Source organism: Nigerium massiliense (assembly GCF_000826085.1).
Classification (GTDB): Bacteria; Actinomycetota; Actinomycetes; order Propionibacteriales; family Propionibacteriaceae; genus Propioniciclava; species Propioniciclava massiliense.
The window spans coordinates 776,525-801,697 of sequence record NZ_CCYM01000003.1 but is presented as its reverse complement, the minus strand read 5'-3'; the positions used below and the strand labels follow the sequence as shown (position 1 = coordinate 801,697).

21 protein-coding genes and 1 tRNA gene are annotated in these 25,173 nt (G+C 71.1%); 13 read left to right on the top strand and 9 right to left on the bottom strand.

The features are described 5' to 3' along the window. Nucleotides 1–50 precede the first annotated feature (50 nt). Nucleotides 51–1,337, bottom strand: a complete 1,287-nt coding sequence (locus tag BN1187_RS10140; RefSeq protein ID WP_040161365.1) for a lactate racemase domain-containing protein — start codon at nt 1,335–1,337, stop codon at nt 51–53. Nucleotides 1,338–1,574: 237 nt separating this feature from the next. On the opposite strand from BN1187_RS10140, the gene BN1187_RS10135 reads away from it, so the two are divergent. Continuing rightward, complete coding sequence (locus BN1187_RS10135; protein WP_040161364.1) at nt 1,575–2,936, top strand: mannitol dehydrogenase family protein; 1,362 nt, start codon at nt 1,575–1,577, stop codon at nt 2,934–2,936. Between the two features lie 40 nt (nt 2,937–2,976). Here BN1187_RS10135 and BN1187_RS10130 read toward each other — a convergent pair whose 3' ends face one another. Genes BN1187_RS10130 through pyrR form a run of 4 tightly spaced genes read right to left on the bottom strand, consistent with a single transcriptional unit; the run spans nt 2,977 to nt 6,447 of the window. Further along, nucleotides 2,977–3,672, bottom strand: a complete 696-nt coding sequence (locus tag BN1187_RS10130) for a phosphatase PAP2 family protein (RefSeq protein ID WP_157754769.1) — start codon at nt 3,670–3,672, stop codon at nt 2,977–2,979. A gap of 17 nt (nt 3,673–3,689) precedes the next feature. Further along, nucleotides 3,690–4,958, bottom strand: coding sequence for a dihydroorotase (locus BN1187_RS10125; protein ID WP_040161363.1), 1,269 nt, complete (start codon nt 4,956–4,958; stop codon nt 3,690–3,692). Next, on the bottom strand, nt 4,955–5,890 hold the full coding sequence (locus BN1187_RS10120; RefSeq protein ID WP_040161361.1) for an aspartate carbamoyltransferase catalytic subunit: 936 nt from the start codon (nt 5,888–5,890) through the stop codon (nt 4,955–4,957). The genes BN1187_RS10125 and BN1187_RS10120 overlap by 4 nt, the downstream gene beginning before the upstream one ends. Beyond that, complete coding sequence (gene pyrR, locus BN1187_RS10115; RefSeq protein WP_072042046.1) at nt 5,890–6,447, bottom strand: bifunctional pyr operon transcriptional regulator/uracil phosphoribosyltransferase PyrR; 558 nt, start codon at nt 6,445–6,447, stop codon at nt 5,890–5,892. Before pyrR ends, BN1187_RS10120 begins: the two co-directional genes overlap by 1 nt. 90 nt (nt 6,448–6,537) lie before the next feature. On the opposite strand from pyrR, the gene BN1187_RS10110 reads away from it, so the two are divergent. Then, nucleotides 6,538–6,843: a hypothetical protein gene (locus BN1187_RS10110; RefSeq protein WP_040161358.1), complete on the top strand. Its 306-nt coding sequence runs from the start codon at nt 6,538–6,540 to the stop codon at nt 6,841–6,843. A gap of 113 nt (nt 6,844–6,956) precedes the next feature. On the opposite strand, the gene BN1187_RS10105 is transcribed toward BN1187_RS10110, so the two are convergent. Beyond that, a complete protein-coding gene (locus BN1187_RS10105) occupies nt 6,957–8,093 on the bottom strand; it encodes a Nif3-like dinuclear metal center hexameric protein (RefSeq protein ID WP_040161356.1) in 1,137 nt (378 codons plus the stop codon). Nucleotides 8,094–8,150: 57 nt separating this feature from the next. Next, a complete protein-coding gene (gene pepN, locus BN1187_RS10100; RefSeq protein ID WP_040161350.1) occupies nt 8,151–10,778 on the bottom strand; it encodes an aminopeptidase N in 2,628 nt (875 codons plus the stop codon). A 143-nt stretch (nt 10,779–10,921) separates the two neighbouring features. On the opposite strand from pepN, the gene BN1187_RS10095 reads away from it, so the two are divergent. From BN1187_RS10095 to BN1187_RS15125, 8 genes are all read left to right on the top strand, one after another. Continuing rightward, nucleotides 10,922–11,524 carry a mycothiol-dependent nitroreductase Rv2466c family protein gene (locus BN1187_RS10095; protein WP_040161348.1) on the top strand — a complete coding sequence of 201 codons (603 nt, stop codon included), beginning with the start codon at nt 10,922–10,924 and terminating at the stop codon, nt 11,522–11,524. Nucleotides 11,525–11,599: 75 nt separating this feature from the next. Further along, nucleotides 11,600–12,070: a ribose-5-phosphate isomerase gene (locus tag BN1187_RS10090; RefSeq protein WP_040161346.1), complete on the top strand. Its 471-nt coding sequence runs from the start codon at nt 11,600–11,602 to the stop codon at nt 12,068–12,070. A gap of 106 nt (nt 12,071–12,176) precedes the next feature. Then, a complete protein-coding gene (locus tag BN1187_RS10085; RefSeq protein ID WP_040161344.1) occupies nt 12,177–13,007 on the top strand; it encodes an Fpg/Nei family DNA glycosylase in 831 nt (276 codons plus the stop codon). Continuing rightward, on the top strand, nt 12,962–14,449 hold the full coding sequence (locus BN1187_RS10080) for a hypothetical protein (protein ID WP_147675108.1): 1,488 nt from the start codon (nt 12,962–12,964) through the stop codon (nt 14,447–14,449). Before BN1187_RS10085 ends, BN1187_RS10080 begins: the two co-directional genes overlap by 46 nt. 29 nt (nt 14,450–14,478) lie before the next feature. Further along, nucleotides 14,479–14,554: transfer RNA gene (locus tag BN1187_RS10075), tRNA-Pro, on the top strand. A gap of 70 nt (nt 14,555–14,624) precedes the next feature. Beyond that, nucleotides 14,625–15,209: an O-methyltransferase gene (locus BN1187_RS10070; protein ID WP_040161342.1), complete on the top strand. Its 585-nt coding sequence runs from the start codon at nt 14,625–14,627 to the stop codon at nt 15,207–15,209. Nucleotides 15,210–15,284: 75 nt separating this feature from the next. Continuing rightward, entirely contained in the window at nt 15,285–17,021 is a 1,737-nt protein-coding gene (locus tag BN1187_RS10065; RefSeq protein ID WP_315969073.1) for a DNA-3-methyladenine glycosylase 2 family protein, read from the top strand. Then, entirely contained in the window at nt 17,018–17,524 is a 507-nt protein-coding gene (locus tag BN1187_RS15125; RefSeq protein ID WP_040161341.1) for a methylated-DNA--[protein]-cysteine S-methyltransferase, read from the top strand. Before BN1187_RS10065 ends, BN1187_RS15125 begins: the two co-directional genes overlap by 4 nt. Nucleotides 17,525–17,649: 125 nt before the next feature. Here BN1187_RS15125 and BN1187_RS10055 read toward each other — a convergent pair whose 3' ends face one another. After that, a complete protein-coding gene (locus BN1187_RS10055) occupies nt 17,650–18,684 on the bottom strand; it encodes a LacI family DNA-binding transcriptional regulator (protein WP_040162930.1) in 1,035 nt (344 codons plus the stop codon). Between the two features lie 312 nt (nt 18,685–18,996). Between BN1187_RS10055 and BN1187_RS10050 the strand changes: the two genes are divergently transcribed. Beyond that, entirely contained in the window at nt 18,997–20,031 is a 1,035-nt protein-coding gene (locus BN1187_RS10050; protein ID WP_040161339.1) for a hypothetical protein, read from the top strand. A 21-nt stretch (nt 20,032–20,052) separates the two neighbouring features. After that, nucleotides 20,053–20,439, top strand: a complete 387-nt coding sequence (locus BN1187_RS10045) for a VOC family protein (RefSeq protein ID WP_235750651.1) — start codon at nt 20,053–20,055, stop codon at nt 20,437–20,439. Nucleotides 20,440–20,871: 432 nt separating this feature from the next. Here the strand turns inward: BN1187_RS10045 and BN1187_RS10040 are convergent, their stop codons facing one another. Further along, the gene (locus BN1187_RS10040; RefSeq protein ID WP_040161336.1) at nt 20,872–23,700 is read right to left on the bottom strand and encodes an FAD-binding and (Fe-S)-binding domain-containing protein; all 2,829 of its coding nucleotides are present in this window, start codon (nt 23,698–23,700) and stop codon (nt 20,872–20,874) included. A gap of 713 nt (nt 23,701–24,413) precedes the next feature. Here BN1187_RS10040 and BN1187_RS10035 point away from each other — a divergent pair. Beyond that, a complete protein-coding gene (locus BN1187_RS10035) occupies nt 24,414–25,031 on the top strand; it encodes a helix-turn-helix domain-containing protein (RefSeq protein WP_040161334.1) in 618 nt (205 codons plus the stop codon). The last annotated feature ends 142 nt before the right edge of the window (nt 25,032–25,173 follow it).

The window sequence follows — 25,173 nt, the reverse complement described above, 5'->3', positions numbered from 1 at the left end:
CTCACGCGACGGCCGCGGCGCGCCGCGGCCGTCCGGACGCCGGGAGAGGGTCAGGCCTTCTCGGAGGCCAGGCGGTAGAGGATCTCGCCCGCGTTGGGCTGGACGGTGACCTCGGGGTCGGCCTCCCACTGCTCGATGTCGATCGTGTCGGGGTCGAGGTAGCCCATGTTCACCTGGGCGCAGACCTCCGGCGGGATCTGGGTGGCGAGCGTCACCTTGATGCGGTTGTTCTCGACGCCCGTCTCCGGGTCATAGGTGCCGGCGCCGCGCACGTGCGTGGAGTGTGCGAGCACGCCCTTGGGCACATCCTTGAACCGGTCCCACTGCTTCGTGAAGTACTCGATGCAGTGGTAGCCGATGTCGTAGATCTCCTTGTGGACCTCGGACACCTCGGTGACGTGCGGCGCGTAGATGACGACCTCGCCGCCGTCCGCCATCGCCGGCTGGGTCTTGTAGCAGCCCTTGGCGGCCGTCCAGATGTCGTCGTAACGCGTCGGCATCATCGCGAGGACCTTCTTGAAGGGCTCGTCGACGTAGACGACGTGGGTCTCGGAGGCGACCTTGGCGGCCTCGGCCCAGGAGTCCTCGGTGGTGCCGAAGGCGGCGAACTCGAGTTCACCGGAGCCGGACTGGACGACCATGCAGATCGCGAGCCGGCTACTGGGGATGAGCTCGGAGCCCGCGTTGATGATCGCGCGTACGGGCGTGATGCCGGGCTTGCCGATCATGTCTTCGACGCCGATGAGCGCTCCCACCCAGTGCGACAGGTCGATCGCCTCGTGGGTGGCGCAGCCCGGGATGAAGTACTTGTTGCCGCCGGAGATGCCGACGACCTCGTGCGGGAAGACCGGTCCGAGGACCAGGTTGATGTCCGCCTCGACGACGCGGCGGTTGATCTCGACGGGGACTTCCTCCTCCATCGAGCCCTCGGAGAGCTCCTTGATCTGCTCGGCCGTGAGCGTGCCGACGTTGACGATCATGGACGGGTCGTCCCACTCGTGGTTCACGATCGTCATGCCGGGATAGGCCGCCTCGAGGCCGCCGGGCTCGACGCCGAACCAGCGCTCGATCTCGTCCGGCTCCATGTACGAGTGGGTCCCCAGCGCGATCACGCACTCCAGCGACGCGACGCGGTCGATCAGGTGCTTGTGCACCGTGCGGACGATCAGGGGGAGCGGGCAGCTGCGGGTTCCGTCCGGGACGATCAGGACGACCTTCTTGCCGTCGAAGTCGATCGGGTCGAGGTTCTTCGCGACGAAGGCGTCCAGGTGCTCCTCCGACACGGTCTGGTGCGGGCCGCCCACGGTGTCGACGGGCGGATGAATCAGTTCAGTCACGGCGGGGTCCCATCTGGTCACGGCATCGTGCGTTGGCCACAGCATAAGAGGTCGCTCTCGCGTTGCGCCCCGTGCGGACGCGAATTGCCTCGCCCGCGGACGCCGAGCCGCCGACCACGGCTGCGGTGTCAAGAGTCAGCAACCCCTGGCGCCGGGCGGGGACCCATGGCCTAGGCTCGCGGATACGTCAACTCCTTCCCGACTCATCGAAGAGATGTCGCAGAAAGGTGATCACACGTGACTCGTCGACTCAATCGAAGCCAGGACGGCCGCCCGGCGGCTCCGGTGAAGATCGTCCACATCGGCCTCGGTAACTTCTTCCGCGCCCACGAGGCCTGGTACACCGAGACGGCCCCCGACGCCGACCAGTGGGGCATCGCTGCGTTCTCCGGTCGCACCACCGGCGTCTCCGACCTGATGAAGGAGCAGGACGGCCTCTACACCCTCGTCGTGCAGCAGCCCGAGGGCAACAAGTACGAGGTCATCTCGTCCATCTCCGACACCCACCCGGGCCAGGACGTCGCCAAGCTGATGGAGTACTTCGCCGACCCGCAGGTCGCCATTATCAGCTCGACCGTCACCGAGGGCGGCTACGTCCGTAACGCGGAGGGCGGCCTCGACACCGACGACGCCGGCGTCAAGGCCGACATCGAGGTCATCAAGGCCGGCAAGCTCGCCGACGTGAAGACGGCCCCCGGCAAGTTCGTCGCCGGGCTCGTGGCCCGCCGCGACGCGGACGCCGGCGCCATCACGTTCCTGCCGTGCGACAACGTCCCCGACAACGGCGCGATGGCGGAGCGCGTCATCCGTGACCTCGCGCAGATCGTCGACCCCTCGCTGTCCGGCTGGATCGACGAGCACGTCGGTTTCGCCACCACGATGGTCGACCGCATCACCCCGAAGGCGTCCGACGAGGTGCTCCAGGCCGTCGCCGAGGAGACCGGCGTGGAGGATCCGGCCGCCGTGGCGACCGAGCCGTTCGTCGAGTGGGTCATCTCCGGCGACTTCAGGGCGGGACGTCCGCAGTGGGAGGCGAGCGGCGCCCAGTTCGTCGACGACATCACCCCGCACGAGCTCCGCAAGCTGTGGCTGCTCAACGGCTCGCACTCGCTGATGGCCTACGCGGCCACGGTCAAGGCCAAGGAGACCGTCTACGAGGCGATCAGCGACCCCGAGATCCGCGGCTGGGTCGACCAGTGGTGGGACGTCGCGCAGAAGCAGCTGCCGCTGCCGGACGAGGAGGTCACCGCTTACCGCAAGGCGCTCGTCGAGCGCTTCGAGAACCCGCGCATGAAGGACCAGCTGGCCCGCATCGCGGCCGACGGCTCGCAGAAGCTGCCGATCCGCATCGTCCCCGCGCTGAACGCCGAGCGCGCCGCCGGCAACGAGCCGATCGGCGCCGAGCGGGCGATCGCGGCCTGGACGCTGCACCTGCGCGGTAAGGGCGCGCCGATCAACGACGTCCGCGCCGACCAGGTCAAGCCGCTGGGCGAAGGCACGCTGGAGGAGTCGGTCGTCAAGGTGTGCGACTTCCTCGGCATCGCCGATCCGGGCGCCCGCTCCTCGATCCTGTCCCTGGCCCAGGAGCTGGACGCCTGAGGCAGGCCGCTTTCGTCGGTCCCGGATCGCCTGGCTTCGGTCAGGGGGTCCGGGACCGATGCTTCTCCACGGACCGGTAGACCAGCCTGCTCGCCCATACCAGGGCCACGAACAGCACGACGGCCCAGAAGACGTCCACGACGGAGTGTTGCTTGAGGAACACCGTGGACGAGGCGATCAGCACCAGCAGCACCCACGATCCGGCGCGCAGCCAGGTCCGGCCGCGTAGCTGGGGGCTGCGCTGGATGCAGTGGTTGACCACCAACGACGTGTAGACGTGCAGGCTGGGGCAGACGTTGGTGGGAGTGTCGAAGCCCTGCAGTGCTTTGACGATGTCGGTGAAGACGTTGTCGCGGGGATAAGGGTTCGGACGCAGCAGCTGGGTGTTCGGCCAGAACGTGTAGATGACCATGCAGACCGTCATGCCGGTGATGAGCAGCGTCGCCGCCCGCGGGAACTCGGTGCGGCCCTTCGGCCGGGCCAGAATCCACCACACGAAGCCCAGGAGGTAGGGGAACCAGGCCGCGTAGGCGAGGATGAACTCCTCGCGGAACGGGATGAGGTCGTCCAGCGGGTTGTAGGCCACCCACTCGCCGCCGGGCGGGCGGGCCTCCAGCGCCATGAACCAGATCAGGAACACCGGCACGTACAGCGCGGCGAGGGCGTACTTGTGGCGGTCCACCCAGCGCATCACCGGGTGGCGGGCTGCTGAGGTGTGGCTGCCCGCCCCGGTCATCGGCTCGACCATCGGCGTCAGCGCTGGTAGGTGCGGCGTCCCGCCCACACCGTCGCGACGACCGGATCGGGCAGCTCGCGTCCGCCATAGGGGTTGTTGCGCGCCTTGGACGCCGACGCCGCGGCGTCCACCACGGCTCGGGCGTCCGGGTCGACGAGGACGAGGTTGGCCGGCTCGCCGACCGCGATCGGGCGGCCCTGGTGCCGGAGGCGTCCGATCTCGGCCGGGGTGGCCGACATGCGCTTCACCAGCGTCGGCCAGTCCATGCGGCCGGAGTTCACCATGACCTCCATGACCACGGCGAGCGACTGCTCGAGGCCGATCATCCCCGGCAGGGCGACGTCGAAGGGGTGGTCCTTGTCCTGCTGGGCGTGTGGCGCGTGGTCCGTCGCTACGGCGTCGATCGTGCCGTCCGCGAGCGCCTCGCGGACCGCGTCGACGTGCTCGCGGGTGCGCAGCGGAGGGTTCACCTTATAGGTGGTGTCGTACCCGGCGACCTCCTCGGTCTGCAGCAGCAGGTGGTGCGGGGTGACCTCGGCAGTCACCTGGACGCCGCGCTTCTTCGCCCAGCGCAGGACGTCGACGCTCTCGGCGGTCGACACGTGGCAGGCGTGGTAACGCGCGCCGCAGTACTCGGCGAGCATGACGTCGCGGGCGATGATCGCCGACTCGGCCACGCTCGGCCAGCCCGGCAGCCCGAGGACGCCCTGGATCTGTGACTCGTGGCAGCAGGCGCCTGGACCGGCCAGGCGCGGGTCCTGCGCGTGCTGGGCGAGGACCGCGTCATAGGGCTTCAGGTAGGTCAGTGCGCGCCGCATCAGCAGCGGATCGTGGACGCAACGGCCGTCGTCGGAGAACACGGTGACGCCGGCGTGCTCGGCCATCAGGCCCAGCTCCGCGAGCTCCTCGCCGGCCAGCCCCCGGCTGACGGCGCCGACCGGGACGACCTCGCAGTCGCCGTCGCGGCGCCCCAGATGGGCGACGTAGGCGGCGGACTCCGCGGTGTCGGTGACGGGGTCGGTGTTCGCCATCGCGAACACCGCCGTGTAGCCGCCCCGGGCCGCCGCGCGCGTGCCGGTGGCGACCGTCTCGGCGTCCTCGCGGCCGGGCTCGCGCAGGTGGGTGTGCAGGTCGACCAGGCCGGGCAGGGCGAGCAACCCCTCGGCGTCGAGGCGCTCGGCGTCGCCGCCGAGGTCGGCCGGGTCGACGAAGACACCCTCGCGAACGCCCAGGTCGCCGGTGGTCCCGTCGGCCAGCCTCGCGCCGGTGATCAGCAGGTCGCTCATCGGTTTCCTTCCCCTCCGCCGAGGAGGTGATACAGCACGCTCATCCGGACGGCGACGCCGGCCGATACCTGGTCCAGCACGCGGGACGCGGTCGCGTCGGCCGCCTCGCTGGAGATCTCGACGCCCCGGTTCATGGGGCCGGGGTGCAGGATCGCCGTGGTCGGGCGCAACCGGTGCAGCCGCTCGGCGGTGAGCCCGTAGTTCTCCGCGTACTCCCGCGCGGTGGGGAAGAACCCGCCCGACATCCGCTCGCGCTGCACACGCAGCATCATGACGGCGTCGGCGTCCGCCAGCGCGGCGTCGAAGTCTTGGGTGACCCTGACCCCCCAGGTCTCCACGTCCGTCGGCAGCAGCGTCGGGGGAGCGACGAGGGTCACCTGGGCGTCCAGCGTGCGCTGCAGCAGGACGTTGCTGCGCACCACCCGGCTGTGCAGCAGGTCGCCGACGATGACGAGGCGCTTGCCGGCGAATTCGCCGTCGGCGGTCTCGCGGAAGTGGCGGCGCAGGGTGAACGCGTCGAGCAGCGCCTGGGTGGGGTGCTCGTGCTGGCCGTCACCGGCGTTGATGACGCTCGCCGTGACCCAGCCGGCCGCCTGTCGCGGCGCTCCGGAGCTGGGGTGGCGGATGACGAAGCAGTCGACGCCCATGGCGTCCAGGGTCAGCATGGTGTCGCGCATCGACTCGCCCTTGCTCACCGAGGAGCCCTTGGCGGACACGTTGATGGTGTCGGCGCTCATCCACTTCCCGGCGATCTCGAAGGAGGTGCGGGTGCGGGTGGAGTCCTCGAAGAACATGTTGACGATGGTCTTGCCGCGCAGCGTCGGCAGCTTCTTCACGGGCCGGCTCTGCACGTCGTGCATCTCCTCGGCCACGTCCAGGATGGCGGTCGCCTCGGCCGAACTGAGGTCGGCGGTGCTCAGGAGGTGTCGCATCAGCCCTCCTCGCCGGTGGCGATCAGCACGCCGTCCTCGCCGTCGACCTCGCTGAGGTGGACGTCGACCCGCTCGGCCCGTGAGGTGGGCAGGTCTTTGCCGACGTGGTCGGCCTGGATCGGGAGCTCGCGATGCCCCCGGTCGACGAGGACGGCCAGCCGGACGGCTTGCGGGCGGCCCAGGTCTTTGATCGCCTCGAGCGCGGCGGCGATCGTCCGGCCGGAGTTGAGGACGTCGTCGACCAGGACGACGACGCGGTCGTCCACGGAGTCGCGCGGGACGCGGGTGCGGCCGACCGGGCGCACGGGCTGGCGGCGGAGGTCGTCGCGGTACATGGTGACGTCGAGCTCACCGACGGGGACCTCGACGCCCTCGGCCTCGCCGATCAGGCGAGCGAAGCGGTGCGCGAGCGGGGCGCCGCGCGTCGGGATGCCGAGCAGCGTCAGGCCCTCGGCCCCTGCGTTCGCCTCGATGATCTGGTGCGCCATCCGGGTCAGCGCCCGGGAGATGGCGGAGGCGTCCCACACCGTCCTCGCGCCGCCATGGAACTGTGTCACCGGTGCTCCTCGGGTCGTCCTGCCTACCGATGCCACACCGGGAGGCCATCGAGCGTTCAATCTAGCGCACGGATTCGCTACGGTTCTCCCATGTCACCGTTGAGCGCGATCCTGATCCCCCTGCAGACCCTGCCCGGTTATCCGGAGGCCCCCGCCCACGGTGCCCTGGACATCCTCTGGTTCGTCCTGCTCATCCCCGTCGTGGTGGCGGTGATCATCCTCGCGTTGACGATGGGCCGCACCTGGATGGGCAAGGACGACGCCGAGGAGCTCCCGATGGACGCCCTCCAGGGCCGGAAGGCCCGCGAGAATGCCGGCCTCGTCGAGAAGGACGCCCCGGCCATGCTCGAGAGCCGGCGCGACGAGCCGGTCGAGGTGCGCAACCCCGCCCACTGACCGTCGGCGCGTCACCCGTGACCGCGCGGGGACGCGCCCGTGGATCGGTTCCGCCGCCTCGAGCGGCGTGCGGCCCACGCGCCCGACGCCTCGGCGCCGGGCGCGTCGTCGTGTCAGCCCCCGAAGCGCTCGACCCAGGGGTCGGTGTTAAGGGTCGAGACCGTTGTGGTGAGGGCGGCGCCCGCCTCGGATGCCCGGCGCGTCAGCATCTGCTCGGCGTGCGGCAGCCACGTCCACTCGGCCGCCCAGTGCGGGACGTCGACGAGCGCCGGGGCGCCGGGGCGAGCGAGGAAGTCCTGTGCGGGGTGGTGGCGCAGGTCGGACGTGACGTACAGGTCGGCGTCCGTAAGGAGGACGTCGTCGAGCAGCGAGTCACCGGCGCCGCCGAGCACCGCCACCGTGGCGATCGTCCTGTCGGGGTCCCCGCCCAGCCGCGCCCCCGTCGCCGTCGGCGGCAGGCCTGCGGCCAGCCGGCGGGCGACCTCGCGGGCGGGCAGCGGCTCGGGGAGGCGTCCGACGCGGCCGAGGCCGGCGTCCGAGGGCTCGGCGGCCAGCTCCAGCAGGTCGAACGCGGGCTCCTCGTAGGGGTGGGACGCCCGCAGCGCGCGCAGAACGCCGGCGCGGCGGCCGCGCGGCAGGACGAGCTCGACCCTCACCTCGGGGGTGCGCTCCAGCTCCCCGACGTCGCCCAGGAAGGGCTCGGCCCCCGGCAACGGCCGGAACTGCCCCGTGCCCGGCGAGGTGAACGCGCAGCGGTCGTAGTCGCCGATCGCGCCCGCGCCGGCGTCGGCCAAGGCGTCGATCACCGCCTCGACGTGCTCCGGCGGCACGAAGGTGACGACCTTGTCGAGGGCCGGACCGGGCTGCGGCTGCAGCGGGCGCCGGTCGATCAGCCCGAGGACGTCGGCCAGCGCGTCCGAGACCCCGGACGCGGCCGAGTCGGCGTTCGTGTGCGCCGCCAGCTGCGCGATACCGCCCTCGATGAGGTCGAACAACACCCGGCCCTTGGGCTCGTCTCGGCGCACCGCGTGGAGGCCGCGCAGCAGCAACGGATGGTGGGTGAGCAACAGCTGGGCGCCTGTCCGGCGAGCCTCGGCGACGACGTCCGCGGTCGGGTCGATCGCCAGTAGCACCGAGCCGACCTCGGCGTCCGGGTCGCCGCAGCCCAGCCCGATGCGGTCCCAGTCCTCGGCGAGCGAGGGCGGGTAGGCCTCGGTGATCCAGCCGACGATGTCCTTGACTCTCAGCATTCCCCGGACTCTACCGACCCGGCGCTCCGCCTCGGGCGGCCGGCCGCTCGCCTGGGATCAGCGCCGCGCGGCGTCCGCCTGCTGGCAGCGCAGCGCCCTCCGGGCGTCGTCGCAGCGCTCGGCGAACAGGCGTCCGACGAAGTCGTTCAGCGGATGCTCGGCGAGCCAGCCGTCCAACCGGTCGAGGAAGGCGTGGTCGGCCACGGTGCGCGGAAACAGCATCGAGACGACGTGCTGGCGGATGGCCGAGCTCTTGTCGCCCCAGCCGTCGCGGCCGTCCGACATCGCGGCGATGACGTCGAGGTACTTCTCGGCATACGGCGCCAGCAGGTCGTCCTGGCCCCTCTGCACGAACTGGCCGCAGATCTGGACGTGCGTCTCGTTGGGGGTGTCCTCGGCGACGGCGCGGCGCCAGGACAACTCCTTGCTCTCGGCGCTCTTCAGCGCGGACCGCGCGCCGGCCGCCTTCTCGGCGCCGGTGGCGGTGGCGTCGCGTCGGGCCTCGGCATCGATGTCCGCGCCTTCGATCGCGCCCACCCGTGCCAGGTCGGTCAGGACGCGCCAGCGGAGGTCGGCGTCCATGGCCAGACCCGGGGGCACCTCCTCGCCGGCGAGCCAGGCCTTGAGGACGGCTGCGCCGACCTCGTCGCGGATCGAGCTCGACACGGCGCGGGCCAGGGCGAGCTGGTGGTCGGATCCGGGCTCGGCCTGTTTCAGCAGCCGCGCCACGCCCCCGGAGAACCGGTCGGCCAGCGCGACGCTGCGGTCGCGGGCGGAGTACTGGTCGATGGCCGTGCGAGCCTGCGCGAGGACGGCGCTGACGGCGGTCAGGTCGGTCTCGATCCCGACGCCGCGCAGCACGAGATCGACGTAGTCGGACGGAGCGAACTCGGCGTCGCGGCACATGTCCCAGGCGGCGCCCCAGCACAGCGAGCGGGCCAGCGGGGACTCGAGCTTCTCGATATTGCCCACGAGCGTGGCGAGCGAGCGATCGTCCAGGCGGATCTTCGCGTAGGTGAGGTCGTCGTCGTTGAGCAGCAGCAGGTCGGGACGCTGCTTGCCGACGAGCTCGTCGACGTCGGTGTGCGCGGTCAGGCCGTCGCCGCCCGCGTCGGGGGTCGACGTGAGGTCGAGTTCGACACGATCGGTGCGCTCGAGGCGTCCGTCGACGAGGTTGTACAGGCCCACGCCGATGCGGTGCTGCCGCAGGGTCGGGTGCTCGGCCGTCGCCGTCTGCCGCAGCGAGACGCGGGTGAAGCGGCCCTCGTCGTCCGTGTCGAACTCGGCGGCCACCGTGTTCACGCCGGTGGTCTGCAGCCACTGCTGGGTGTAGAAGGACAGGTCGCGCCCCGAGGCCTCCTCGAGCTTGACGAGCAGGTCGTCCAGGTGGGTGTTTCCCCACGCGTGCTCGGCGAAGTAGGCCCGGACCCCGGCGAGGAAGGCGTCCTCACCGACGAAGGCGACGAGCTGGCGCAGCGCGGAGGCGCCCTTGGCGTAGGTGATGCCGTCGAAGTTCAGCTCGACGGCCTCCAGGTCGACCATGTCGGCGGCGATCGGGTGGGTCGAGGGCAGCTGATCCTGCCGGTAGGCCCACGTCTTGCGCTGGTTGCCGAAGGAGGACCACGGGTCGACGCCGGTTCCGTAGCGCGCCGCGATCTGTTGTTGGGCGTAGTGGGAGGCCCATTCAGCGAAGGACTCGTTGAGCCACAGGTCGTCCCACCACCACATGGTCACCAGGTCGCCGAACCACATGTGGGCCATCTCGTGCAGGATCGTGTTGTCGCGCGACTCGTAGTTCGCCGCCGTCATGCGGGACCGGAAGATGTACTCGTCGCGGAACGTGACGCAGCCCGCGTTCTCCATGGCGCCGAAATTGAACTCGGGGACGAAGACCTGCGCGTAGTCGTCGAAGGCGTAGGGGCGTCCGAAGGCCTCCTCGAACACCTCGAAGCCACGCTTGGTCGTGGTGAAGATGCGCTCGGCGTCCAGGTGCTCCGCCAGGGACTGGCGCACCGAGATCGACAGCGGGCGGTCGCCCTGCGGCGTCGGGTACACGTCATGGACGGTGTGGAACTCTCCGACGCAGATCGCGGTGATGTAGGGGGAGATGCGCGGGGTCGGCGCGAATTCCCAGCGCGCGAAGCCGTCGCCGAGCGGCGTGGGCTCGACCGCGGCCGAGTTCGACAGCACCTGGCCGGACGCCGGCGCGATCACCGTGAACGCGAAGGTCGCCTTCTGGTCGGGCTGATCGAAGCACGCGAACATGCGGCGGGCGTCCGCGGACTCGAACTGGGTGTAGAGGTAGACGCGGTCGTCCACGGGGTCGACGAAGCGGTGCAACCCCTCGCCGGTGCGGGAGTAGCGGCACAGCGCCGTGACGACGAGCTCGTGATCGCCGTCGGTGGCGTAGAACTCGAGGTGTTCGCCGTCGAACGCCTCGGGCAGCAGTTCGTGACCGTCCAGGCTCGCCGAGTAGACCTTGTCAGCGATCAGGTTGATGTCGGTGTCGTAGTCGTCGGCGTGGAAGCGCACGCGGGTGGTGGACACGAAGTGCGTCTCCGGCGCCTCGAGGGGCGTGCCGTCGGGCGCCCGCCCGGACAGGTCGACGAGCACGTCGTACGACTGCGTGGTGAGGTGCTCGGAGCGGCGTGCCGCCTCGTCGCGGGTGATGTTGGCCGAAAACATGGTTGTCCTAACCGGTGGTGCCTGTCGGTATCGGGGGAACACTATCCTTTGCGACACTGGCCACAAGGGGAGCGCCGACGCAGGCTTTTCACAGCGGGGGTGCGCGCTGTTGACGCCGGTCGCGGCCACGTAGGCTGGTCGCCATGACAACCAAGGTTGATTTCTGGTTCGACCCGACGTGCCCCTGGGCCTGGATGGCGTCCCGCTGGATGCTCGAGGTCGAGAAGGTCCGCGACGTGAAGACCGTGTTCCACGTCATGAGCCTGGCGGTGCTCAACGAGGGGCGTGACCTGCCCGAGAGCTACCGCGCCGCGATGGATGCGGCGTGGCTCCCCGCGCGCGTCGCTTTGAAGGTCGAGCAGGAGCACGGATCGGACAAGCTCGCCGAGTTCTACACCGCCGTCGGGACGCGCTTCCACCCGGGCGGCGAGCCGAAGGAGATCGCCACCGTCGAGCAGGCGCTGGTCGAGGCCGGTCTGCCCGCCGAGTTGGCCCAGGCCGGCCTGACCGACGAGAACGACGACGCGCTGCGGGCGTCCCACCACGAGGGCATGGACCCGGTGGGCGACGACGTCGGCACGCCGGTGATCCACATCAACGGCAAGGCGCTGTTCGGCCCGGTGATCTCGCCGGCGCCGAAGGGCGAGGAGGCCGGTCAGCTGTTCGACGGCGTCGAGAAGGTCACCGCCTACTCCGGGTTCTTCGAACTCAAGCGCTCCCGCGACGTCGGCCCCATCTTCGACTGAGCGGCGGCGGACGCCGTTCTTGACCGGAGTCGGTCAGGCCCTCGTGGTCGGTGGGAGAGAGTGCAATAGTGAACCATGCGCGTTCACATTGCTACCGATCACGCCGCCTTCGACCTGAAGCAGTACCTGGTCAAGGAACTCGGCGACCTGGGTTACGAGGTCATCGACCACGGTGCGTCCACCTATGACGCCCAGGACGACTATCCCGTCTACATCATCCCGTGCGCCGAGGCCGTCGTCGCGGATGCCGGCTCGCTCGGCATCGTGCTCGGCGGCTCCGGCAACGGCGAGCAGATCGCCGCGAACAAGGTGCCGGGCGTCCGGTGTGCGCTCGCCTACAACCCCGAGCTGGCCCGGCTGGGCCGCGAGCACAACAACGCCAACCTCGTCGCGCTCGGCGGCCGGATGCAGCCGCTCGATGTGGGGTTCGAGATCGTCCGGACGTTCCTTGAGACGCCCTTCTCCGAAGACCCGCGTCACGTGCGCCGCATCGCCATGTTGACGCAGTACGAGGACGACCACGTGGCGCCGAAGGCCGCTCAGTAGGCACGGTCTGCAGCAGGCGGGGGCGCCTGCACCGGGCGGCCGGCTCGTGGGGCCGCGGGCGTCCCGGAGTAGACTCGCGGGCTCACGTCCGAGTCGAGAGGTCGCCATGCCCGAGGGCCACGTCATTCATCGCCAAGCCGCCGAGATCTCGCGCCTCTTCGCGGGACGGCACGTGCGGGTGACCAGCCCCCAGGGCCGCTTCGCGGACGCCGCCGAACTCCTGACCGGCACCGTGCTGGTGGGTGCGGACGCCGTCGGCAAGCACCTCTTCATCGACTTCGCCGGCGATCGGGTCGTCTGGGTGCACCTGGGTCTCATCGGCAAGTGGCGGTTCGGGCCGGACGACGTGCCCGCCAGCCCCGAGACGCTGCGGCTGCGCATTGCTGTGGACGGCCACGCCGCCGACCTGCGCGGGCCCGCCTGGTGCCGGCTCGTCACCGGCGCCGAGCGCGACGAGGCCATCGCCTCCAGCGGCCCCGACCCGCTGCGCCCGGACGCGGACCCTGAGCGTGCCTGGGCGAAGGTGCACCGCTCGAAGCGGGCCATCGGAGCGCTGCTCATGGATCAGGCCATCTTCGCCGGGGTAGGGAACATCTACCGAGCCGAGGTGTTGTTCCGGCACCGGATCGACCCCGCGCTGCCGGGAGTCCAGCTCGATCGGGCGACCTTCGACTCGATGTGGGCCGACCTGGTGACGCTGATGGCGCTGGGGGTGCGCGACGGCCGCATCGACACGGTCGAGGACGAGGACACCCCCGAGGCGACCGGACGCCCGCCGCGCGTTGACCGGCACGGCGGCGAGGTCTACGTGTACCGACGGGCCGGCGACCCCTGCCTGCGGTGCGGCACGCCTGTGGCCCGCGCCACCCTGCAGGGGCGCAACCTGTACTGGTGCCCGAGCTGCCAGCCCGAGGGATCGCGGGGACGCCCGCGGTGACGGACCCGGCCCTGCGCGTGACGCCCGACGCGTCCCGTCGTCGGCTGCTCATCGACGAGCCGCAGGGGACGCGGTGGTGCACGCTGATGATCGGCTTGCCCGGCGAGGAGGTGCCCGGGTTCGAGCCGGGCGAGGGCGAGTTGTTGCTGTCCCGGTCGGACGCCGTCGAGACCCGGGTGCGGCTGTTCGACGACCTCGACTCGTGGACGCTGTCGGTGAGCGCCGACAACCGCGGCGACCGGCCGGTCGAGCTCCCCGACCTGGGGCTGGCCGTGGTGCCGGCGGACGGGGTGTCGGGCTGGGCGTGGACCACGGATCTGGACGGGTTCATCGCGCTGGCGCCCCCACAGGGCGAGGGGCCCGTGGTGGTGCTGCGGCTTCGCCAAGGCTTCCTGCGGGCCGCGAAGGACGTCCCGGCGTTCGCGTCACAGCCGCAACCGGGCACGGCGTTCCACCTGGCGCCGCCGCACGGGACGCTCGGCGCCTTCCGGCGGCACCAGGCGTCCCTGACGATCGAGCGGCGCGCGACGCTCGCCGGGCTCGGCGCGCTGCTGCCGGCCTGGCTGCCGGAGGTGATCGTGGACGCCGGCGACGAGGTCGAGTTCCGGACGCCCGACGAAGGCGTGGTCGGCGGGCCGCACATGCGGGTCACGCACGTGGACGCCGTGGCCGTCGTCGGCGGCGACCGGCCCGGCCACGGCGCCGTCAGCCTGCACGGCGTGCAAGGCGTGCGCCGGGTGTCGATCGCGTCCGCACCTCGGCTGGAGGAGCTGGTGCCCCCGCTGGTCGAGGTGACGAAGTCGCGGCGTCCGTCGTCGCGCTCATCCGGCGCGGGGCTGCTCGTGGCGGAGGCGATGGGACGCGGGCTGTGCGCCGACCCCGAGTCGGCGCTGGATTGGCTCGAGCGCGAGGATTGGCTCGACCGCCGCGACCTCGAATCGGTCGCCATCGCGGCCGTGTTGGCCGGGGCGACCCGCGACGAGTCACTGCTGGCGGACGCCTGGGGGACCCTGGACGAATGCGCGGTCGCGCCCGGCTTCGGAATGGTCGCGATGAAGCTGCTGCTCACGAGCTTCGGCGTCAGCGGCGGCGCGCCCGCACGTGTGCAGGACGTGTTGACCCGGCGCTCGGACAGCGACCTGGCGAACCTCGAACTCGCGCTGGTGGCGCGGCAGTTCGGCGAGCGGTCGGCGTCCCTGCTGGACGGGCTGATCAACTCCCTGGGCGACCTGCTGCCCGGGCAGAGCCTGGGCGTCTCGGCGCAGGAGGCCGCGCGGCGCATCGGGCTGCTGCGGCTGTCTCCCGAGAGCTGGGCAGGGAGCATCCGGGCGGCGCGCTGCGCGGAGAAGGCGCAGCGGTTGCTGCTGGCCGACGAGGCCCAGCGTGATCACGTGGACGCCGCGGCGCTGGGCTGGCTGTTGCTGGGGGAGTTGGGCATCTAGGCGCCCGACGCCGTAAGCTGGCGCCTCACCGGGGCGTAGCGTAGTGGCTAGCGCGCCTGCTTTGGGAGCAGGAGACCGCAGGTTCGAGTCCTGTCGCCCCGACCAACCGGCGTCCGGGGGATCTCAGAGGCAGTGACGGCCGGCATGCGAGAATGCCGCCGTCAAGGGAGGTGCCATGGAGGCCACCACGCTGAAGTTCTTGGATGAGTTGCTGCGCTCGGGACGCGCGCACGACGAGGACGAGCCCGATCATGACCGCCAGTACCGCAACGTCGAGCGCGCCGGCGCCGAACTCCTGCACCTTCTGGTGTCGGGACGCCCGCCGGGGCCGATCCTGGAGATCGGCACCTCCAACGGATACTCCGGCATCTGGCTCGCGGACGCCGCGGGCGAGGGCGGCGAGGTCGTCAGCGTCGACGACGACAAGGGACGCTCGGCCGAAGCGGCAAAGAACCTGGCCGAGGTCGGGCTGGCGGATCGCGTCCGCCTGGTCGTCGCGGACGCGGGGGCGTTCCTGAGGGACCAGCCCGATGGGGCGTGGGATCTCATCTTCCTCGACGCCGACCGCTCGGCGTACGCGGCGTACTGGCCCGACCTTCGCCGCGTCCTGGCTGGCGACGGGTTGATCGCGGTGGACAACTGCACCTCCCACGCCGAGCAGGTGGCCGAGTTCCGCGCCGTCGTGGACGCGGACCGCGACGTCGAGAGCGTGCTGACGCCGGTGGGCGCGGGGGTGCTGCTGATCGCCCACCGTCGCTAGGTGGTCGCGTCCCCTGCGGGTGTCATGTCGGATTTCTGCTAGAACAGCCGCGCCGTGCGGGGCAGGATGGTGAGTATGGCCCAGGCGATGTACCTCGATCACGACCGGTGCGTGGCCGTCGTACGCAGCAAGGACCCGCGCTACGACGGCTGGTTCGTCACAGGCGTGCTGTCCACGGGCATCTACTGCCGGCCGAGCTGCCCGGCGATCACGCCCAAGGTGCGCAACATGCGGTTCTTTCCGAGCGCCGCGGCCGCGCAGGGCGCGGGGTTGCGTGCATGCAAGCGTTGCCTACCGGACGCCACCCCCGGTTCGCCGGACTGGCATGTGCGCGGCGATGTCGCGGCGCGGGCGGTCCGGCTCGTCGCTGACGGCGTCGTGGACCGCGACGGGGTCGACGGCCTGGCCACGCGGCTCGGCTATTCGACGCGTCAGGTCGAGCGGCTGCTCGTCGCAGAGCTCGGCGCCGGTCCTCTCGCGCTGGCGCGTGCGCAGCGCGCACAGACCGCGCGCCTGCTGATCGAGGGGACCTCGCTGTCGATGGCCGACGTCGCGCACGCGGCCGGGTTCGCCAGCATCCGCTCGTTCAACGACACCGTCCAGGAGGTCTACGCCACCACCCCCACCGGGCTCAGGGCGTCCGCGAGGAGGAAGAGCCGGGGTGTGGCGCTCACCGCCGAGGGGCAACCCGGGATGACCCTGCCAAGGGACGCCGCGTCTCGCGAAGGCGGACGGACGGCCGATGCCCCACCGGGCGATCTCACGTTGCACCTGCGCCTCCCATTCCGTGCCCCGCTGCACGCGCCCAGTCTGTTCGGGCACCTCGTCGCCACGGCGGCCCCCGGGGTGGAGGCGTGGCTCCCGGGGGAACAGGTCTTCGCCCGGACGCTGCGCCTGCCACGGGGACCGGGCGAGGTGCGGCTGCGCGCCCCCGGGCCGGGCGACCGGCACGTCGGGCTCACGCTGCGCCTGGCCGACCTCGGCGACCTGGCCACCGCGATCGGACGCTGCCGTCGCCTCCTCGACTTGGACGCCGACCCCGACGCTGTCGACGCTCACCTCGCGACCGATCCGGCCCTGGCGTGCCTGGTCGCCGCGACCAGGGGCGTCCGGCTGCCCGGTTCGCCGGACGCCGCCGAGCTTGCGCTGCGGGTGGTCTTGGCCCAGCAGGTGTCCGGCGCGGCGGCGTCCACGCACGTCGGACGGCTGATCCGCGCGCTGGGGGAGTTGGTGCCCGGGTCGGCCGATGACGTCGGTGCCGGCGAACAGGGCACGGAGTCGACCGCGGACCCCGGGCTCGGGTCGCGCGCACGCGCCGGAGACGACGTGCCGGGGCCCGCTCTGCCCCGCGAGGGGGAAAGCGTCCGCCAGCCGACGTATCTGTTCCCAACACCCGCTGCGGTGGCCGACGCCCCGGACGAGGCGCTGCCGGGGATCCCCGCAAGCCGGCGACGCACCCTGCGCGGTCTCGCCCGCGCGCTCGCCGAGGGCGAACTCGACCTCGGTCCGGGCGCAGACCGCGAGCGCGCCCGCGAGAATCTGCTCGCCCTGCCCGGCGTCGGGCCCTGGACCGCCGAGATGATACTGCTCCGCGGGCTCGGCGAGCCGGACGCGTGGCCCGGCGGCGACCTCGGCATCCGGCGCGCGGCGGCGTCCCAGGGCTTGCCGGCCGAGCCGCGACACCTGACCGCCTGGGCCGAGAGGCACCGTCCGTGGCGCTCGTACCTGACCGCGCTGCTGTGGGCGAGCGACCCGACCTCGCTCTACGCGCGACTACCCCGACCACACTCACGACCTCAGGAGACGCCATGACCGGAGACCTCACGCACCTTGTGCACGACACGACCGTCGGGCCGCTCATCCTCGTCGGTGACGACACGCGCCTCCGGGCGGTGTGGTTCGGCGAGCCGCACTCCGGCCAGGACGTCGGCGAGGAACGTTGCCGCGAGGACGCGCCGGGCGTCCTTCAGGAAGCCGCCCGCCAGCTCGAGGAGTACCTCCGCGGCGAACGTCAAACCTTCGATCTCCCGCTCGCGCTCGAGGGCACCGAGTTCCAGCGGCAGGTGTGGGAACGGCTGCGTGCGATCCCTTACGGGCAGACGCGCAGCTACGGCGAGATCGCCGCCGAGATCGGCAAGCCGCGCGCTGCCCAGGCGGTCGGGGCCGCCAACGGGCACAACCCGCTCAGCATCGTCGTCCCCTGCCATCGCGTGATCGGCAGCGACGGCGCCATCACCGGGTACGCCGGCGGGATCGAACGCAAGCAGGCGTTGCTGGACATGGAGCGTCGCGTCGCCGGCGACGCACTGTTCTGAGCGCCGCGCGGCGAGTCCGCGCGCCGAGGCCAGGGATACGACGCGCTTACTCCTTCACCTTCCTTCGTTGTCGGTGCGACGTCGTCGCGGGTGGGAGGGGTTGGTTCCGTGCCCGGAGGCAGGGATCAAGGGGTGAACAGGGAGCCGAGTTCGCGCACGACCAGTTCGGGCTCGAGCAGGCGGGCGCCGGCTTCGGATGTGGGGGAGGGACCCTGGCGGGACAGGTGAGCGGTGAACCGCGCGGTCAGAGCCTCGGCGGCGTCCTCGACGCACTGGTCGACGCTCGACAGGCCGCTGGCCGACGCGATCGGGGTGTTGTCGAAGCCGACGATGGGCGCCCGGGGGAAAAGCGTGATGCCGCGACGACGGAAGGCCTCGAGCGCGCCGAGGGCGAGGGAGTCGGACGCGCACACCGCGGCGTCCGCGCCCCGGGACAGGAGCCTCTCCGCCGCCTCGAAGCCGGCCTGGAAGCGGTCGACGCTCTCGGTCCGTAGCTCGAGCGCCTCACCCGGCAGGCCTGCAGCGCGCAGGCCGTCCTCCCAGCCGCGGCGGCGGTCGTTGCCCACGTCGCTGCTGTCGGTCCAACCCAGAAAGGCGATGCGACGATGCCCGGCACGCAACAGGTGCTCCGTCGCCTTGCGGGTGCCGGCCGCGCCGTCCACGTCCACCCAGATGTGGGACGCCTCGTCCGTCCTGCCCCACGGACGGCCGAAGGCGCAGACGGCGAGGCCATCATCAGCGAGCCGGGTGGGCCGGTCATCGTCGACATGGGAGTCGGTCAGGATGCATCCGTCGATGCGTCCCCGCTCATGCATATCGCGCAGCACCTCGACCTCGTCGTCGAAGCTGTCCGCCGTGACCAGCAGCAGGTGGTAGCCACGGCCGCGCAGGGCGTCCACGAGGTGATGCAGGAAGCGGTCCATGACGGCGCCGTTGATGCCGTCCAACGTGGGATAGATGCGCATCGCCAGGGTCATGGAGCGCCTTTTGCGGAGCGACTGCGCGGCGACATTGGGACGGTAGCCGGACGCTGTGATGGCGGCCTGCACGCGTTCGCGGGTCTCGGGTTTGACCAGGTGCGGGGCGTTGAGAACGTTCGAGACCGTCTGGCGGGAGACCCCGAGTTCCCGGGCGAGGCTGACGAGCGTCGGTCGCTTCATCCGGTCCACCTCCCTGTGGTTTCTGACGGCGCCCCTGATCGGGCTGGTGGCGCCATCACGCTCGCCCGGCGCCATCAAGGTTCGGTCGGCGGCAATGCCGTCCGTGCGACGCCGTTTGAACGATCAAGTTCGCGGATAGCGTCGTCCCGCCGCGCGATTTCGTCAAGTGTCTCCTCCGGAATCGCTGGAGGCGCTCGCCCCGAGGGCCGGTCGTGGCCATCGTTCGTCACAAAGGTCACCGTCAGTCGCCCCGGACCCGCCGATCGAGGCGGAGCCGGGCCCCTAGGGAACAGTGAACGGTGAATTTGTGACGTGATCGGGGAGGACATTCCCATAGTGGAGGGAGTGAAAGCACTCGATCCGGAACTTCTCCAGGCAGGGCTGGTCGACGCGCGCGGCGCGACGGCTGCGCAGCGACAAGCGGTCTCCCGACTGGCCCGCAAGGGCCGGCTTCGGCGCATCCTCCCGGGCATCTGGGCGCCGAGCCGCGCGGAAATGCCCGCCGAGGCGATTCCGGAGAACGACGCCGAAGCCGGAAACAGCGACCGCATGGTCCTGCTGACGGATGTGGTGGAGCTCCGCGTTCGGGCGCTGATGCTGGCCTCACCGGACGCGGTCGTGACGGGCCGGGCCGCGGCTCGCCTGACGTGGTGGCCCGATCTGGAAGCACCCGTCGTGACCGCCGTTCGGCGTCAGTCGCGCCCGGCCGCCGGGTTCCGGTTCCAGCGGCGCCGTCTCGGGGCCGATCGCGTCGTCACCATCGGACGACTGCGGGTGACGGATGCTGCGCAGACCGTGCTCGACCTCGTCGACGACCTCGGCGGCCGCGTGATCGACGAGGCGCTCCGCCGACGAGTGGTGACGCTGGCACAACTCTGGACAGCCCTCGACGAGACGCCCCACCGACGCGGCAATCGGAGGCGCAGGTGGCTGCTCCACGACTCCCGGGATCAACCCTGGTCAGAGGCTGAACGCGCCCTTCACCACGTGTTGCGCGGCCTGTCGCTTCCGTGTGCCTGGAGCACCAACCATCGCGTGGTGTCGACTGCGGGGACCGCGTACCTGGACGCCGCCCTGCCCGACCTCCTGCTCGCCATCGAGGTTGACGGGTTCGAGTTCCACACCACCCGGGACGCCTTCCTCCACGACCGCGACCGCGACATGGAGCTCGCCATCGAGGGCTGGCAGGTGGTCCGCGTAGCCGCGGGGACCCTTCTCTCGAAGCCCGCGCACACCGGGCGCCAGCTCCTGCAGATCGTCGCCGCTCGCTTGTCGCTGATGAGACGAGGCGGGAAACCCCGCCCCAGCGGCGCGGGGGCCTATCGCCCGCCGGAGGTGGTGAATTAGCGTGAGGCAATGACGATCTCCGTGAAGCTCGATCTGGTTGTGCTCGACTGCCCGGACGCCATGGAACTTGGCACGTTCTATTCCCGCCTCCTCGGCTGGCCGATGGAGGACGGAGCAGACCGGGACTGGGTGACTTTGGTCCCGCCCGGCGGCGGGGTCGGCCCGGACAACCCCGAGGGACGCCCGACGCTGGCTTTCCAGCGGATCGACGACTATGTCGAGCCGACGTGGCCCGGCGGTTCTCATCCCCAGCAGTTCCACCTCGACTTCAGCGTCGGCGACATCGACGCCGCCGAACCGCATGCCCTGGAGGTCGGGGCCATCGTGCATGAGCATCAGCCCTCCCAGGACGGTGGATTCCGCGTCTACCTCGATCCGGCGGGGCATCCGTTCTGCCTCATTCGCTGAGAAGTCGGGGCACTTTCGAGAGCGAGGTCGGCGCTTCCGGTGCGGTGGCCGGTCACCGCGGATGGGCGCCGAGTTCCCGCCCCGAGTGACGCGGTGGCCGGGTGCGATCGGCCGGAGTGACGCGGGTTCGGGTGTGGCTGACCCCAGCGTGACGCGGAGGACGGCCTCGGGTGCGCCGTGCTGAGGGCGTGGTCGATCTGCCGGACTGATTGCGTGGCCGGGTTGCGTCGGAGTGACGCGGTGTTGGGGGGTGGGCCGCCGGACTGACGGCGTGGTCGGGGTGGGCCGGCCATACGCGCTCTTCGGGTGGGGATGCTCCCGGGGGCGACGACGCGCTGGGGTTCTTCACGCGGTCAGTGCGGTTGTGGCCGGGGTTACCCCCCGGCCAGGCGGTCCGTGCGCGGCGAAGGGACGCCCTGGGCGTCAGCCGTGTCATCGGAGCCGCGACGCCAGCTCCACGAGGACGTGGACGTACTCCTTACCGACGGCACGGGTCATCCCGATCTCGCAGGTGCGGTTCAGCGACAGGTGGAGATCGGCCGCCAGCGCCCGGACGTCCGCCGCCTCATCTCGGGTCGCTGTGGCGGTGAGTTCCTCGTGCAGCAGCCCGCGGTCGCCGGCGAATCCGCAGCAGCGCCAGCGCTCGGGGACGCGCACCTCGTCGGCGACCAACCCGGCCAACGTGATCAACGCTCCGTTGATGCTCAGCTGAGTCGACGAGCACGTCGGGTGGACGACCGCACGCCCGGCCTTCCTGACCGGGGGCAGCGACGGTGCGACCTCTTCGGCCACCCATGCGACGGCGTCCACCACGCGGATCCCCTCGATGCCCGCATTCTGCAGGGCCACCTGGATCCCCTCGGTGCAGGACGCGTTGTCGCACACCAACGGCAGCGCGCCGCCCCGGGTGTGTTCGACGACCCACGAGGCCAGCTTGTCGCGCATCACGTCGTAGCCACGCGTCAGCCCCTTCGACTTCCACGGCGTGCCGCAGCACAACTCCTGCACTCCCGCGGGCGTGGTCAGGGTCTTGCCCGCGGCCTCGGCCAGCGCTCGGACGGCGGCCTCGACACCCGTGCCACACGCGTTCCCCGGTCCGAACATCGTCCCCACACACGCGGGAAGAAAGACCGCGTCCGGGGCGTCGGCGGGCCGCGGCTTGCGCGTCGCCCCGCCCGCGGGAAGCTCCGCGGACAGCGTCGGCACCACGTCGGCCCCCGCGACCGCTCGCGCGACCCCGAGAGCCCCGCGTACCAGCGGCGTCGGCAAGGCGCCGGCCAACGTCAGCCCCCCGGACGCCGCCGTCGTCACCGCGTCCCAGTGCAGAGCGGCCCCCTCCCACGCGCGATCGAGAACCCGAGGCTGTCCCTCACGCCGCAACTGGCGGACGAGGTCGCCGGTGTTGATCTGTACGGGGCACGCGGTGACGCACATCCCGTCCACCGCGCAGGTCTCGATCACGTCGTAGCGTTCCTGTTCCGTGAGCGCCTCGACCAACTGGTCCGCCCCGGACGCCTCCGCCGCCGCCAGCGCCCGCTGCACGACGATCCGTTGTCGCGGGGTCGTGGTCAGGTGCTGGCTCGGACACACCGGCTCGCAGTAGCCGCACTCGACGCAGTCGTCCAGCACGGGTCGGACGGGGTCGGTCCTCTTGATGTTCTCCAGGTGCAGCCGCGGGTTCTCGGTGAGCACCGCACCCGGGTTGAGGACGCCGCGCGGGTCGCAGGCGTGCTTGATGTCCCACATGGCCCGGTAGAGCTCATCCCCGTACTGCCGCCGGACGAACGGCGCCATGATGCGCCCGGTGCCGTGCTCGGCCTTCAGCGTCCCGGCGCGTCCGAGCACGAGGTCGACCATGTCCTCGGTGAACGCGTCATAGCGGCGCAGCGACTCGGGGCCGGAGAAGTCCTCGGTGACGAGGAAGTGGATGTTCCCGTCCTTCGCGTGGCCGAAGATCACCGCGTCGGCGTAGTGGTGCCGGTCGAACAGCCCCTGAAGTTCGGCGCACACCTCGGCGAGGGAGGCGACGGGCACAGCGACGTCCTCCAGGAGCGCCGCGGTGCCCGTGGGACGATTGCGGGCCACCTTCGTGTAGAGCCCCTTGCGCATGACCCACATCTGCTCTCGCCGCGCGGGGTTGCGCGTGAGCTCGGGCGCGTCCGCCAACCCGCGCAACCCGCCGAACGCGTCCTGCCCGGCCGCGATGCCGCGGGCGATGGCGTCCTCGTCGACGCCCTGGTACTCGACCAGCAGGGACGCGTGCCCGTCCGGCTGGAAGCCCTCGGGCAGGACCGCCCGTGCGTCGGAACCCATCGCCCGCATGGACGCGGCGTCGAGCAGTTCGACGACCGCCGCGCCGGACGAGACCAGGTCGCCGAGCGCGGCGGTGGCGGTGTCCAGGGACTCGAACAGCAGCAGGCCGGTCGCGGTCTGCGCCGGGACCGGGACCGTGCGGAAGACCGCCTCGGCGACGAATCCCAGGGTGCCCTCCGATCCGACCATCAGGTGCTCGAGGATCTTGACGGGCGAGTCGTGGTCGAGGAAGGAGTTGAGGCCGTAGCCCATCGTGTTCTTGATGGCGTAGCGGCGCTCGAGGTCGGTGCGGACCGCGTCCCGCCGCATCTCGTCGCGCAGGCGCTCGAGCACCGCGACGAGGGCGGGCTCGCGGCGACGCAGATCATCCTCGACGGTGGGGGAGGCGGTGTCGACGACCGTCCCGCTGGGCAGCACCAGCGTCAGGGACTCGAGCGTCCGGTAGGCGTTCGCAATGGTCCCGCACGTCATGCCGGAGGAATTGTTGGCGATCATGCCGCCGACGGTGCAGGCGACCTCGGACGCCGGATCGGGCCCCAGCTTGGTGCCATACCGCGCGAGCGCGGCATTCGCCTGCCGGATCGTCACGCCGGGTTGGACGCGCAGGCGCGCGCCGTCGTCGAGCACCTCGAAGTCGCGGAAGTGGCGTCGCACATCCACGCACAGACCCTCGGCGAGGGCCTGCCCCGACAGGCTGCTGCCGCCCGATCGCAGGGTGAGCGGCCAGCCGAGCTGGGCGCACACCCCCATGGCGACCCCGACGTCGGACGCCGACCTGGCCCGAAGCACGGCGTCGGGGGTCCGCAGATAGTGGGACGCGTCGACCGCCAGCGCCACCCGGTCGAGCGCGCGGGTGCTGACGGCGTCGTCGCCGAGCGCGGCCCGCAGGACGGCCGCGGCCGACTCGTTGCCCGGACCCAGCAGCGACCGGGAGGTGGTGACTGACATGACGACTCCGTCCCTCGGGGTGGCCCGGCCGGGTGCTGCGCGTCGAACGCGCACTGAGCAGGCAGACTACGCCTGCGGACCGGCCACCTCGACGACCAGACGTGTCGTGGCTCCCACGATCGTTGCGGCACCGCTCGGCGCGATCGATCTCCTGTGCGTGACGACGGTCGAGCCCAAGCCCCTGCGGCAGGAGGCTGGGGGCCGATCCCCCGTCGCGGGCGGTGGCGACGCTGAGCCGACCCGAGCCGCTGATACCCGTTGAACAATCGTGCGGGGAGCCATCACACTCCCGCACATTCGTGGTGCAGAAGGAGGGGGGAGACCTCCCCGGGGCTGGCAAACCCGGCCGAATCCCCATCCCATAAGGGGATTCACATTTGACGCCCAGAGTGGAGGAAGGTTTCGGAAGTTCCCAGAAGATCGCTTGGCTGCTGTGGGAACTTCATGGTAAGTTTTCGTTGTGCACGAGGCGCGCCCAGCGCGCCAGAGGCTACCGTCCGACGATCATCCCCCGGTTGTCGAGACGCAGAGGGGGGCGCGGAAACTGGTCCCTTCCGGCGCCCCCCTCGCCCTTCTTCCACCTCGCCCGATGTCCTGCGGCGATGCGCTGCGATCCGCCAGAATGCTCTGACAATGCCCGTACGCTCCATTGCAGATTCCCGCCGTGGGACGGGCCGCGGAGGGGCGATTTTGAGGAAGGTCAGGACCACCGGGTGCCCACCAACGAGGTCGACAAGCAACGAGCGCGCGCCTTGGTGCGCACCGAGATGGCGCGGCAGGGGCTGACCTTCGCAGCGCTTGCGTCAGCGGCCGAGATCGACCCCGGCACGCTGGGCAAGTTCCTCGACGGGACGCGCTGGCCGCACATTCCGACGCGGGCCAAGATCGAATCCGCGCTGGGTCTCGACCCCGGGACGCTGTCGTCGGGAGCCGCCGGCGGGGGTGCCGCCGTCCCAACAGAGGCGGGTTCGGCCCCGTCGCCTGATCGTTCCGAGCCCGAGCTGAGCTCCACGATCGAGCAGTTGCGTTCGCTGTCGCCCGAGGTTCGGCAGACATGGCTGCGGCAGGTTGCCACCGAGCTCGACGTCAGCCTGGCCGGCCAGTCCCCGACGCTGGGCACCCTGGACCTGGAACTCCTGCTCGGTGAGTCGGAGGAGCTGATCGTCGAGTTCACCAACCGTCTGCTGGGCGAGCACCTTCGGGTCAGGATCGTTCCCGAGGACCCCGACGAGGCGCCCATCCTCGGCCGGATGCTCGAGGTGTTCGTCGACGAGGCGCGGCGGGCGTCCCAGGCGCTGCTGCCGGTGCGGATCGCGGCGAACGGGGCCTGATTGGCGCGCTGTCGGCGGCGCCGGCTGGTGAGGAGGATCGGGTCCCCGAAGCGGGAGCGGGGCGATGAATCCCTCGAACGGGCCGTCTCGCAAGCGTTGGAGATCGCCGAACCGGGCCGTCGTGCGGGTCCGACGTGTGTCG